This window comes from Catenuloplanes japonicus, from assembly GCF_000717135.1.
GTDB lineage: Bacteria > Actinomycetota > Actinomycetes > Mycobacteriales > Micromonosporaceae > Catenuloplanes > Catenuloplanes japonicus.
Map to the genome: position 1 here is coordinate 157,606 of NZ_JNXY01000023.1, position 13,596 is coordinate 171,201.

At 73.8% G+C, this 13,596-nt stretch carries 4 protein-coding genes; 2 read left to right on the forward strand and 2 right to left on the reverse strand.

All coding sequences use genetic code 11. The features are described 5' to 3' along the window. Positions 1–108: 108 nt before the first annotated feature. On the forward strand, positions 109–831 hold the full coding sequence (locus tag OP04_RS29055; protein WP_033343039.1) for a hypothetical protein: 723 nt from the start codon (positions 109–111) through the stop codon (positions 829–831). A gap of 162 nt (positions 832–993) precedes the next feature. Here OP04_RS29055 and OP04_RS29060 read toward each other — a convergent pair whose 3' ends face one another. Both OP04_RS29060 and OP04_RS29065 read right to left on the reverse strand, forming a co-directional pair. Continuing rightward, positions 994–3,093 (reverse strand): hypothetical protein, encoded by a 2,100-nt coding sequence (locus tag OP04_RS29060; RefSeq protein WP_033343040.1) that lies wholly within the window; start codon positions 3,091–3,093, stop codon positions 994–996. Positions 3,094–3,106: 13 nt separating this feature from the next. Further along, positions 3,107–12,133 carry a phosphotransferase gene (locus tag OP04_RS29065; protein ID WP_033343041.1) on the reverse strand — a complete coding sequence of 3,009 codons (9,027 nt, stop codon included), beginning with the start codon at positions 12,131–12,133 and terminating at the stop codon, positions 3,107–3,109. Positions 12,134–12,429: 296 nt separating this feature from the next. Here OP04_RS29065 and OP04_RS29070 point away from each other — a divergent pair, with 296 nt between their 5' ends. Then, the gene (locus tag OP04_RS29070; RefSeq protein WP_051799291.1) at positions 12,430–13,575 is read left to right on the forward strand and encodes a macrolide family glycosyltransferase; all 1,146 of its coding nucleotides are present in this window, start codon (positions 12,430–12,432) and stop codon (positions 13,573–13,575) included. The last annotated feature ends 21 nt before the right edge of the window (positions 13,576–13,596 follow it).

Genomic DNA, 13,596 nt, shown 5'->3' on the forward strand with positions numbered 1-13,596 from the left:
GCGTCGGCAAGACCCGGAAACCGTGACCCCGTTTCGGGGACGTGGACGTTTCCGGGCGTGGGCGGAACGCTCTGGGGTGGCGTATTCCGTCCGGATGAGGGGGTGGATGTGGCCGATCACGGAAACATTCCCACAGGAGACCAGCTGCCGTACAACAACGCGGCGGTGATGTTGAGCGTCTACCCGTATTCGCTCTATCTGACCGGTAAACGGGTCAAGCAGTTGGGCCTGGACATCTCGGCCGCGTTCGGCCGGATCGACGACGCGTGGAAGGAGCTGCATCTGGGCTGGGCCGGTCAGACCAAGGCGACCGCGGAGCACTTCTCCAACCAGTACATGCTCGCGATCACGGACTTCTTCGGCGAACCGGGCGCGAGTTCGGAGAACGGCATGAAGATCGGGCTGCTGAGCCAGTTCGCCGGTGGCCTGATCGGCGCCGGAAACGCATATGCGCAGACCGAGTCCGCGCTGGCCGTGGCGTTCGAGATGTTCGCGGACGCGCTGGAGGGCTTCGCACCGCCGCAGGGCGACCGGAACAACTACATCCCGCTGGGCGCGGACTGGGACCTGCCGCCGGAGGGCGAACCGTTGCCGGAGGGCCAGCGGGACCAGGACGCGCCGCCGGTCACGTCGAACAACACGCCGCTGCCGACCGGCGACTACTCGCATCCGTGGTTCAAGGAGGGCGAGGTCGTCAAGGGCGAGTGGAGCTGGGTCGAGGAGCGCGACGGCCCGAAGGACATCCGGGTCACCGTGCACGACGGCGCGACCTGGACCGGCCACGAGGGCCCCGGCGTGGAGATCGAGTGGATCGACGACGAGAAGGAGTAGCCACCGAACACGGACCCGGTCAGTCCGATCCCCCACCCGGCGCCGAGTCCGACAGCGACCCGATGATCCGGTAGCGGCTTCGCAGCCACCCGCCGGGTGATCGGGGTGTCCCCCACGTCGCTGGAACAGCATGGGGGACGCCCCGATCACCGAGGGCCCGGCTCACGGACAGGTGGTCACGTAGACCGCGACCTCGTCGAAAACGGCGCCGTGTTCCGGCATCTCGCGCTTCCAGGCGCCGAGCCGGCGGATGAAGTCGGCGCGACCGCCGTGTGGCAGGTAGACCGAGTGGGCGTGGACGGCGCGCTCGACCGCGGCCGCCTCGGCGCCGTTCAGCCGCAGCTGGATCGCGTCGAGGATGGCCCGGCCGGCGCCGTCGTCGAGCGTACCCATGGTGATGCTCTTGAGGTCGTCGAGCGCGCCGGACCGCGCCTCCGGCTCAAGGTTGAGCACCGTGTGCACGGCCGGCAGGGTGCTCACCTGGCCGCCCCTGGTCTCGCCGAGGTAGTCGATCGCCACGTCGAGCAGCGGGCTCTGCCGGTCGGCCAGGTCCAGCAACGCGGTGTGGGCCGCGAACAGCTGCGGGTCGGCGGGCAGCGCGTCGATCCCGGCCCGCAGCGTCTTGAGCGTGCCGGCGTCGGCGAGCGCCTCCCGTACCGCCGCGGGATCTTCCAGGGTCATCGCCAGATAGGCGGCGAGCTTCGGATCGGTCCGGACACTCGCAGGAACGCGCTGCCGGTCGCCGATCGCCTTGAGCGTGTCCGCGTTGATCTCCGTGAACGGCGGCCCGGCGACGCTGCCGTCCGGTCCGGCCCCGGTCCAGGCGCGCGCCAGGTCGAGCCCGCCGCCGAGCGACTGCCGCATGACCGGCGCGCCCCACCGGCGCGCGATGTCGGCCAGCTTCGGCCCGGCGCCGCCGTAGTCGAGCACGATCGGCGCCGGCCCGTTCTGCAGGTGCTGGAACAGCATCTTCTCGGCGCGGAGCAGGTCACGGCGCGACGGCCCGGTGCGCGGCTGCGGCCCGACCACGATCACGGACTGGCCGATCGCCTCGGCGGCTGACGACACCACATTCACAATCTTCGGGGGTACGGGTCCGAGCACGTCGACCGCGCGCAGGCCGGACGGCCCGAACGTGCGGTGCGCGACCACGCCGGCCGGCCGCTGGATCGGCAGCGTGGCCACGCCACCGGCGGACAGGTCGAGCAGCCGCTCCGCGACCGTCATCTCGCCGGGCAGCGCCGCCACCCGGATCAGGTCCGGCGCGGCCGGGAAGAGCGCGGCGCGGCCGGTGCCCGGGTCGAGGAACGCGACACCGGCCGCATCATGCACGGCCAGGAACACCTCGGGCTCGGTCGTGCCGGGGACACGCACATTGGCCCCGGTCGTGCTCGCCGCGCGCGCCTCGGATCCGCTCACCGCGGGCGTGCGCACGTCGGACCCGCTCACCGCGGGCGTGCGCGCCTCAAATCCGCTCGGCACGGCCGTGCGCACGTCGGACCCGCTCGGCACGGCCGTGCGTACCTCGACCAGCGCGTGCGCCGCGGGCCCGGCGGCGATGTGGGCGAGCAGGTCGCCGTAGCTGGCGACGGAAACCGGCGCGGACGGCAGGTCGCTGACGTGCAGCGGGCGGGCACCCTGCAGCGCGTCGCCGTGCGTGTGCGCGACGAGTGCGGGCGGCAGGCCCAGCTGCACCCTGTCCTCCTCGACCGGCACGATTCGCGCGCTCGGGTAGCCGCCGCGCAGCGCCGCCGCGCGCACGTCCGGCGCGGTCGTGGCGTACGGGTCCGGCGTCCGGGGCTCCGCCGGCACCACCCGGACGATCGCCGCGCCGTCCCGGGCGGTGAGCCGCCCCTGCGCGTCGAAGTGCAGGACGCGGTGCAGGTCGATCGCGGTCGCCGGCGTCGCCCGCAGCCGTGCCACCGGGATCTCCACCGGCAGCCGCATCAGGTCGGCGCGCGCGGCCAGCTCGTCCAGGCTCATCGGCGTGCCGGCCAGCGGCCGTTCGACGATCCGGTCCATCGCCTCCGGCGGGATGCCGCGCAGATACTGGTCCGTCAGCGCGAACGCGTCCCGCATGCCGCGCCCGAACGAGACGTTCGTGTACCCCGGCACCGCGGGCAGCGCGAGCGCCTCGCCCAGCAGCCCGTCCGTGGCCAGGCTCGACGGCGCCGCGTTGACGATGTGGCTGCCGGTCGCGGTCGGCACCACGTGGTCGAGGCAGATCGCGTCCATGCTGCGGGGAATGATCGGCAGCGTCATGTCGGGTCTCCGGTCAGCAGTTGGTCAGGAGGTGGGTGGCGGTCTCGATCAGCGCGGCCCGGTCCGGCTCGGTGGCGCGCAGCCGGTCGCGGACCGCGTCCAGCCGCCCGGTCCAGGCGGCCCGGTCGCTCGGTGAGAGGCAGTCCGGGTTACGCCCGCCCGCGGTGACGCCGCCGAGCCTCTGCATGATCGGCAGCAGCTCCGGGTGGGTCATCGGGTTCTCCGCGGTCAGCGCCGGGGCCAGCGCGAGCAGCGCCTCGACCGTCTCGAACACGGCCAGGTTCGCGCGGTCGACCGGCGTGGTCGCGGTGGTCCGTACCAGCGAGAGGCCCTGCGCCCAGCTGAGCGCGCCGGCCATGATCAGCGCGAAGAGCATCCCGTCCATGGCGAACCGATCGGCCCGTCCGCCCATCGTGGACAGATAGTCGTAGACGAACCCGGCCGTGGCCGGGTCACGCGGCCCGATCGCAGGTGGCGGCTCGACGTCCAGGATGGACTGTGCGACCGGTGTCAGTCGCGGCTCGCCGTCGACGGGCAGCCGGCCTGCCGTGCGCGCCACGTCCAGCACGGTGTGGAACGCGGCCAGGCGCGTGTCGCCGGGCTCGGCCGTGACCGCGTCCGTCAGCGCCGCGAACGCCGCGTCCGCGTGCAGCTCGGCCTCGTGCGCGCGGTGCAGCGCGGCCGCGTCCGCCCAGGTGCGGGACATCGCCCAGGTGCCGAGCGCGCCGGGCAGGTGCACGCCGTCCACCGGGGTCGGCGCCTGCGCGGCCAGCGGCCCGGCCGCCTCGAAGATCGCCTCCTCCAGCCGGGATTCCATCTGCCGCGACTCGCCGTCCGGCGACCGCAGCACCCACACCCGGTCGAACCCGGCCGAGGCCGGTTGGATCAGCGTCGGCGCGAACTCGCGGCGGATGTCCGCGAACAGCTCGCCGGTCGCGCGCGTGGCCTCCGTCGCCACCAGCACCGGCGCGACGCGCATCCGCCGGAACCCGGTCAGCACCCGGTGCAGCTCCGCCACGACCGGCCCGGACACCTCGGGCAGGCCGCCGAGGTCGACCGCGACGACCGGCCGTCCCGCGGCCGACGCGTGCGCCCGGATGTCGGCGGCGGCCCGTGCGGCCGGCGGCCCGCTCCAGGCGCCGAGCAGGATCGGCGCGACGGCCGGCGCGGGCGGTGCCTGCACGGTGACCAGGTCTTCCCAGGGCGGCAGCCGCAGTGCGCCGTCGCCGGTGTCGAACGCGAGCTGGTCCAGCATGGTGCGCGCGCCGCGATAGGTCTCCAAGACCTTCAAAAACTCGCCACGGTACGCCGGCGTCGCCTCGCCGCCCGCCGCGAGCAGGTCCCGGAGGCGCTCGGTGAGCGCGGCGAGATCCGAGGTGAACCGGTCCAGCAGCTCGGTGATCATCGCGGCCCGCGCGGGCGCGTCCGCCCCGATCAGCGCGGTCGCGATCCGGCCGGCCACCTGCTGACGGTAGCGGCGGCCGAGCAGCTCCGCCCGCCCGAGCAGCGCGACCGGGTTCGGCGCGGCGGCCGGCTCGGAGAGCTTGAGCTGGTCCGGCACCTCGGCCCGGAACACCTTCAGGTCGACGCCGGGTGCGAGCTGGGTGACGTTCTCGCGGAGCTGACGGCCGTGCCGCCCGTCCCGGTACATGCCGACGACGTGTTCGGCGCGCTCGACGCCGGTGGCCTCGTACGCGCGGAGGAACGCCCTGCGCAGCGGCAGGAGCTGCGCGGTCATGCTCAGGCCGAGCGCGGTGCCCTGGCTGCGGAGCTTGGACAGGAACGTGGACACGTCGCGCTCCGGCATGCCGACCGGAGTGCCGTTCGCGCCGATCGACCGGTGCGCGCCGGCCACGTCGATGAACGTGATGCCGTGCTCCGGGTGCCAGACGACGTTGCCGGGGTGCAGGTCGCCGTGGACCAGCCCGGCCGTGCCAGGGTCGGCCATGACATCCCGGATGTAGAGCTCCGCGGTCTGTGTCAGCACGTTCTCCGGCAGCAGGTGTGCGAGTTGCTGCCTGATCCACGTCACCTGACCGTCCAGGTAGGACTCGCTCACCCTCGGGCCGGCCTGCCGATGCAGCTCGCCCAGCGCCCGGCCCAGCGCGGTGACCGCCGCGGTCACCGCGGCCAGCGCCTGCGGGGTCCCCTCATCGTGGAGACGGGTAAGCAGGTCGGTGAGCGTGCTGCCCCGGGCGTACGACATGACCAGCGTGCCGACCGGGGTGCCCTTGCGGTCGACGGCGCCGACCGCGTGCACCCGGGGCACGGTGACGCCCGCGTCGGCGAGCCGCTGCAGCGCGGACAGCTCCTCCACGAACTGGCCCATCTCGGGAAACACCTTGATCACCACGGGCGCGGTCTCGGCCGGGCCGTCCACCCGGTACACGTCGGCGCCGGAACCGGTCTCCAGCCGTTCGGCGAGCGGCGTCAGCCTAGTGTCAGCCCAGTTCATGACGCCGCCGACGAAGGCGGCCAGCCCGTCCGGGCCGGACGACGCCAGCGCCGGGAGCAGCGCGGTCATCCGGGCGATCGCCGGCTCCGGGACGTCGCCGACGCCTCGGTTCCGGACGGCCTCGGCGAGCGCCTGCGGAACGGCCTGCACGCCGGCGGGCCCGAGCAGGTGCTCGGGCAGGTGCTCGGGCAGGCGCTCGGGCAGGCGCTCGGGCAGCTCCGATGGGAACAGGGCAGATGCCGGAAGGAAAGCGGCGGTCGTGGGACGGTTCGTGTCCGCCGCAGGGAGGATCGTGTCTGCCGCGAGCGGGATCGCGTCTGCCGCGAGCGGGATCGCGTCTGCCGCGAGCGGGATCGCGTCTGCCGCGAGCGGGATCGCGTCTGCCGCGAGCGTGTCCAGGATGGGCGACGGCGGCGCGACGGCGTCGGGGCCCGCCGCGGCGAACGCCGCCGTGCGAGGCCCGGCCGTCACCGGCAGGGCCTCGTCGGGAGCGCCTCCGTCCTGCAGCGTGGAGACGGTGCCCGTGCGCGATACCGGCGGGCGGACGTACGTGAGCAGCGACTCCCTCGGTCCGATCATGATGTCCTGCACGCGGTGGCCGTTGAGGAGCCGGAGACGCTCGATCTCCCTGGTGGCCCAGGTCAGCATCAGCACCAATTGCCCCTCGTCGGCCACGTGCGCCGGGTCGACCACGAGGGTGTGCGGGTCGTCGCGGAAGCTGCCCCGGATCGCGTGCCAGAGGTCGTCCGGGGCGAGGCGCAGGTGTGCCAGGTCCGGCCCGGTCGCGCCCGCCACCACCCGGATCCGGTACCGAGGACCCGTCGCCGGGAACATCTTGATCCAGCCGTCCGGCCGCACGTCCATCCGCAGTCGCTGGAACTCGGTCCGCGCCGCAACCGTCCAGAGCGTCCCGGTCAGCGGGTCCGCCGCCCAGGCCGCCCGGAGCGCCTGCCAGCCCGCCTGGTGCGCCTTCCACTCCGCCAGACGCACCTCCTGGCGCGCCCGCTCGGCCGCGTTCTCCGTCGCCTCGACGCGCGGCGGACCCGAGGTTTCCCGCGAAGCGCGTAGCGCCCGGACCTGATCCGACATCTCGTAGCCGTGCCGCCGGCGCAGATCCGTCACGACCGCCGCCCAGCGGTGCCGGGCCGGGTCCTGCCCCGCACGAAGACCGAGCCGGTCCATCACCAGGAACAGCTCCGCGCTGACCGCCTCCGGCGTCAGGTCGATGCGCGCGGTCCGCGCCGGGTCGTGCGCGTGTTCCAGGTCCCTGGCCAGCGCGTGCAGCGCGTTGAGCGCGATCCGGTCGCGGTGTGTCAGCGTGACCGGGCCGGCCGGCGCCGGTGCCCGGGACAGCGCCGGCGGCACGTTCCAGGAGGTCATGTCGCCGATGCGCAGACCGGCCCGGGTGGTGGCGCGCACGGCGGTGCCGAACCGGCCGGTCACGCCGCCGGGGAACGACCTGACCGTGCCGCTGAACCCGGTCCAGCCGCGTACCGGCGCGGAATGGATGTGTTCCTGAGCCCGCGCCGCGGTGGCGATCAGCGTCCCGAACTCGCCGGCCATCTCGTCCCGGGTGGTCGTCATCCGCGACGTCTCGGCCCGTGACTGCTGGATCGCGGCGGTCTGCGCCATCAGCGGCGCGGACACGCGCAGCAGGTTCTCGCCCACGCCGGTCGCGAGCTTCGCCACACCGCCGACGGCGACGGCCACGCCCACCACCGCACCGGGTGCCTGCAGCGCGGCGCCCATCACGCCGGCCGCGACCATGTGCGTGAGGAACGACGGGACGTGCTTGTAGAGCATCTGCGACGTCCCGGACACCTCGCGGGGGCGTTGGACGTTCGCGTTGGCGCGGGCCTGCGCGCGTGCCTCGGCCAGGCGACGAAGGCCGATCTTGCGCGTCAGTCGCAACGTCACCGAGTTGGCGGGATTCGCCTCCGGCCGCTCGTCGATCGCGACCGGCGGCCGGGCAACGGCGCCGTTCGGGCCCGGGGTCACGCGCGTCGCGTCGAGCAGGTAGTCGATCGCCTCCTGCATGTACCGGAGCCGGTGGAGCGTGTCCCAGCTGGCGATCGCGACCAGGTCGGCGAACTCGTGCCGTTTGAGTCCGCTCCATCCGGCGCCGTAGACCGCTCCGCTGGCCGCGGCCGCGCCGATGTTCATGGTCACCAGGTCGACCGCGCTGTTCGCCAGCAGGCCGAGCACCAGCGACGGCAGCTGCGCGGACGCGTGCTGACCGCCCACCCGCATCGCGTTGTGGGTGCGGCTGGGACTGCCGTCGCCCAGTCCGCGGGCGATCAGGTCGAACGTCTCCGCCGTCGCGGAACCGCGCCAGGGGCTGTTCCGGCGCCGCACCATCTCACCGACCGCGATGTCGACCTCGTGCCCGATCGCCGCCATCATGTCGCTGATCTTCGTGCGGCTCTCCTCCAGCGCCTCCTTCTCGGCATCGTGCAGCGCGCTCGTCCCGGCCCGCCTCATCAGCTCCCGGAGGCGGTAGTACGCGCTCTCCACGCTGTCGTTACGCAGCTTGTCCCAGGTGCGGGCGTGCTCGAACGCGTAGCGCTTCCCGGCCGTACCCTCGGGATTGTCGAACACGTGATCCAGCTCGGCCTGGACCAGGTTCGCCAGCACGGTCAGGCCGAGCGCCGTGACACCGGTGTCCCACTTGGCGCTGACGCCGCCCGCCACCAGCATCGACGCGATCGACTGCGCCAGACCGGACGGCGACCGCTTGATCACGTTCTGGGTCGGCAGCGCCCACTCCGGCGCACGGAACAGCGCGTACGTGGGGTCGGCGGCGCCCGGCTCGGTCAGCCGGTCCTTCGCCGGGCCGACGCCGGCGCTCATCCGTGCGTTCGCCGCGTCCGACCAGGCCTGCGGCAGCGCGGCAGCGCCCTGACCGGCCAGGCTCGCGCCGTAGAGGTGGGGCGCACGACCGGCCAGCAGCCCGGTGCCGATCGTGTTGATCAGGGCGACCGGTACGGACGTCACCCGGCGCGCCGCGTGCAGCTCCAGGCCCGGCTTGTCCGAGATCTGGGGTGCGGCCTCATCGGCCCGCCAGGTGGCCCGGTGCGTCGCGACCCACAGATCGGCGCGCAGGCCGAGCGGCAGCACGTCCCGGTGTTCCCGCAGGTGCTCCCGCATGGCGGTCAGGTGGCGGTCCAGCAGGGCGTCGAACAGCCGCTGGTGCAGCGTCAGGCGCCAGACCTTCGCCCGCCCCCACCGGGCGATCCGGCCCGCGCTGCCGTTGCGGAGACGGCGCAGCACCTGTTCCTCGGCCATCAGGCGGCGCGCCTCGCGCTGTGCGGCCTCGCCGGAGGCGACCGGGACGCCGCTGCCGGAGGCGACCGGGACGCCGGCACCGAAGCCGGCCAGGCCACCAGCGCCAGGGGCGACCACGCCACCAGCCGCCGCAGCGGCCGGGCCCCTTGCACCCCGTGCGACCGGGCCCCTGACTGCGGGGGCGACCAGGTCCCGGGCCAGCAGGCCGGCGATCGTGACCTGCAGGGCCGCGTCGCCGGCCCGGCCGCTGACCGTGAGCGTCTTCGCGGTCAGGTCGAGCCGGGCCACGTCCCGGGACCGCCAGTTCCGTGGGGACTCCACGATGCGCAGGCGCAGGATGTTCTCGTCGTCGTCGACGAGGGGGTGCGGGCCGTCCAGGCGCAGCCGCAGGACATCGTGATCGCCCTCCTTCGTCAGGCCGGCGCCCATGATCCGGGGCGTGGTCTCGGCGAAGATCGCGGCCGCGGACCGGGCCGACTCCAGCAGCGCGGACGGTGTGGTGGCGGCCCGGGTGTCGTACAGGCGATCCCTGACGAACTGGATCGAGGCTTCGGGCACGCCGGCGGCGCGCAGCTCGCCGTCCAGGGCCTGCGCGCGGGGTGCGGAGCCGGACTGATCGCCGAGCACGCCGAGTTCGGCCAGCGCGTCGGCGATGTCGGTGCCCCGCGCGGCCGGGTCAGGTGGGGTGAGCAGGTGGATGAGCGTGCGCACCCGGGCGCGGTCCGCGGGCGCGAGCGATCGGAACAGTCGCGGGCGGCCGCCCGGCGCGAGGCGTTCCGCGGGTGAGCGGCTCCAGACCACCTGGCGGAGGCGGCGGTCCAACCGGGAGCGGCCGGCCGCGTCGACCTGTTCCGCGGCCCAGAGCAGCTCCTGCGCGAGACCATCGGTGGGCAGGGTGTCCGGCAGGTGCAGTCGCGCGCCGGGAATCGCGGCGGTCCGGGCGCCGGCGATGGTGTCCGGATCCAGGATCAGCTCGGACTCGGGAAACGCACCGGTGATCACACGCAGGTCGACCGTCCGGCCGTCGCGGGTAAACCGGACCGTACCCGACGGGTCGGTCAGCTGCGTCACGGTCCAGCCATGGGGCTGGCGAGCCGGCCCGGCTGCCGCTGGCACAACCGCCGCCGGCCAGGCTGCCATTCGCCCTTCTGCAATGGGCTCAGCTGCCATTGGCACGGATGCCATTGGCACGGATGCCGCGCGCACGGATGCCGCCGGCACGCTTGCCGACGCCGACGCCGACGGTGTTGGCAGGGCCGCCGTCGGCTCTGCCGTCACCGGTGCGGCCGTCGCAGGCGGGCCGGACAGTTGCCGGACAGCCTCCGCGACCGTTCCCACGGGTGCCGCCACCGGCTGCTGCGGGGCCGCCGTGGGAACGGACGCGGCGCCGGTCTGTTCCGACAGCGTCGGCGGCCGGTTGCCGAGCCGGTCCCGCAGCGCTTCCACCGCGTCGTTGTGGCTCCGGATCTGCGCCCGAACGGCCCTGCCCAGACTCGCCACGGCCATCGGGTCCGGCTCGGCCGAGCCAGCAGACGAACCGAGCCCACGATCCAGCTCCCCGGCCCGCCTCCCGAGCCTGTCGAGTTCGGCCCAGCCGCTCAGGATCCTCTCCAGATGGGCGAGGGCCACATGGTCACCGCCGAGCGTCGCCCGCAGCGCGTCCATGTCGCCGACACCCTGTTCCCAGTCCCCGATCGCCCTGACCGCGGCCTGCGCCCGCGCCCCCACCTGGGCGGCCGTCAGCAGCAGCACGCCGGATCCGGGCTCGCCGGCCTCGTACGCGCGGAACGCCTCCGGGTCGTCGACGGACCGGAAGCCGTCGAGCGCGTACTCCTCGTTCAGCGTGTCCCACGGCTCGCCCGCGCCCTCCGCCGTGAACAGCAGCCACGGCTCGCCGCCGCGGGTGACCGGGCTGCCCGCATTAGACCCGGCCAGCACATCACCCTGCGCGGCCAGGACCGTGCCGTGGAGCGCGGACGCGTACCCCTGCAGGAATTCGCTGTTCAGCACCGCGGTGTCGCAGGACAGCAGCGTCTGGTCGGCGCCGAGCCGCGCGGTCACGGCCGCCAGCTCGCCGGGCGCCAGCAGCACCTCGACGACGACGCCGTTGCGCCGGGCCGGCACCCGCACGTATCCACGCTCGTTGTGCACCGCGACCACCGGCAGCCCGTCGCGCGACGGCGGCAGCCAGTCGCCCCCGCTCAGGCGCGCCCACTCGTCGTCGGAGAGCAGCACCATCACGTCCCGGCCGGCCACGCGGTCCTGGCGGATCAGCAGCTCGACCGGGACCCCACCGGCGTCGGCCAGGAACCCGCCCTGCCCGTCCGGCCGCACGCCGGTCGCGACCGGCCGTACTGTCGGCGTGGTCACGGTGACCGTGGTCCCGGACCTGGTCAGCTCGCGGGTGCGCGGATCGTCCGCCGTCGGGTCGAACCGCGCGACCGGATCCACGTCCAGCGCCGCGTCGACCCAGTAGACGGTGCCGTCCCGGGAGACCAGCCAGCGGGCCCGGTCACCGGTCCGGACCAACGCGGACGCGCCGGGCACGGCCGCCAGCCGCGCGTGCAGCGCCACCGGCCCGATCCGTTCGCCGCCGCCGCCGAACACCGCGTCGACCTCGGCCGCTGCCGGCGGCAGCACCGCGCGCGTCAGCGCGTCCAGGTCCACGCCCGGGTTCAGGAGCACCAGACCCACCGCCATCTGGTACGCCGTCTGCGGCACATCCTCCGCGAACGTGCGCCGCACGCCCAGCTCGTCCCGCCGCGCCGACGCCTCCGCCAGCAGTGTTTCCAGCCGCTCCCACGGCGACCGTGCCGGATCCGCGGCCAGCCGGGCCGCGGCCTTGAGCGTCTCCCGCGCGGCCGCCTGCGCGCGCGGCAGCACCCGGATCGCCTCCGGCACACCGGCGGTCTCCCGCCCCTGCGCGTCCACGCCGATGATCCGGGGGCTGCGCGGCGTACCCTCGCGAAAAGGCACCTGTTTCTGCAGCCCGATCGTCTCGGTCGCGGTCTCCCACCGTGCCGGATCATGCGTCTCGCCCTCGGTCGAGCCGAGGACCATCCCGTGCCGCGCCATCTCCGGGACGTCGTCGAGCGCGAGCCGGACCCGGTGCACCACGGCCGGATCCGCCAGCGCGGACTCGGTGAGGAACACCGCCGCGCCGCCGCCGGCGACCCGGTCCGCGGTCAGCGCGCGGGTCAGCGCCCCCAGGTCGACCGGGGTCGTCATCGGGCCTTCGTGGAAGAACACCCCGGACGGCACCGGGATGAATCGTCCGTCCGCGCAGATCTGGAAGGGCATAGCGGGCTCCTCTTCGCCGGCCCTCCTTTACGACGTCCGCAAATCCTCAGTTCAGGGACGCCAACGAAACCGTCGATGAAGGCCAGGTAACCGCGGAGGTAACACGGTGAACCAGGCCGGGCCTGGCGACGTAAAGGCGGCGGAACTGTCCAGACGCCCCGGAGGTAGCGCGACGTTGGCGGGCCTGCGGCTGAGCATCCTCGGACCTCTTCGGCTGTGGCGTGACGGTGCCGAGGTGGACGGGCAGGGGCCGGGAGTCAAGAGGATCTCCACTACCGGTGGATAGCGTGCGCCGCATGAGCTTGACCGTTGCCTTTCTGGTGCCGCCCACGGTGGGACACGTGAACCCGACCCTGCCTCTGGTCCGCGAGTTGATCGGGCGTGGACACCGCGTCCGTTACGTGGCGGGGCCGGCGACCGCCGACCGGGTGGAACAGGCCGGCGCCGAACCGATCAGGGTCCCGCTCGCCGTCGAGGATCTGATCGTCGACGAGGCCGGGTTCAGCACCACGCGGATGGCCGAGATGCTCGACCACTTCGCCGACGCCGTCCGGGCGATCACCCCGCAGGTCGTGGACGCGCTGTCGGCCGACCGCCCCGACGTGCTCTGTCACGACGGCCTGTTCTTTGTGGGATCGTCGGTGGCCGCGCACCTCGGTGTGCCGGAGGTCCGGGTGGTCCCGCACTTCGCGGAGAACGCGAAGGTGTCGCTGGGGGCCAGGATGGTCCGGCACGGGCTCGATCCGCTGGACGCGCGGATGGGCGCGTTCGGGGCGAATGCGTTCCGGCTGAGCCAGGAGGCCGGGCCGCCGCGGGACCCCGCCACCGTACCGTCGCTGGTGTTCCTCCCGCGCAGCTTCCAGATCGACGGCGACGCCTTCGACGACACGTTCACCTTCGTGGGCCCGGAGGCACCCGACGCGGAACGCGGCACGCCGGAGAAGCTGGTCTACGTCTCGCTCGGCAGCATCCTGAGCAACCGGCCCGACTTCTACCGCCTGTGCGCCGAGGCCTTCGCGGACACCGGCTGGCACGTGATCATGTCGGTCGGAGAGCACATCGACCCGGGTACGCTGGCGGCCCCCAACATCGAGGCCGGGCCGTGGTTCCCGCAGCGTGACGTGTTGCGCCGTGCTGCCGCGTTCGTCTCGCACGCGGGCATGAACTCGCTGATGGACGCGCTGGTCGCACAGGTGCCGGTGATCGCCCTGCCGCTGACCGCCGAGCAGGGCCTCAACGCCGAGCGTCTCGCCGAGGTCGGGGCCGGTCAGGTCGGCGACCTCCGCACGCTGACCGCGGCGGGCCTTCGCGGCCTGGTGGAGCGGACCGCGGCCGACGCCCGCATCGCGGACGTCCTGAAGGACAGCTTCGGGCCCCGCACCAGCACCGGCGGGGCACGCCGGGCGGCCGACGTCATCGAGGCGCACGCCAGAACGAGGTGATCCGCCGAAGGCCGTCCCGGA

Excerpts from the sequence above, each read along its gene's own strand:
- OP04_RS29060 (WP_033343040.1), bottom strand. The coding sequence starts at position 3,093 with ATGACGCTGCCGATCATTCCCCGCAGCATGGACGCGATCTGCCTCGAC.
- OP04_RS29065 (WP_033343041.1), bottom strand. The coding sequence starts at position 12,133 with ATGCCCTTCCAGATCTGCGCGGACGGACGATTCATCCCGGTGCCGTCC.
- OP04_RS29070 (WP_051799291.1), top strand. The coding sequence starts at position 12,430 with ATGAGCTTGACCGTTGCCTTTCTGGTGCCGCCCACGGTGGGACACGTG.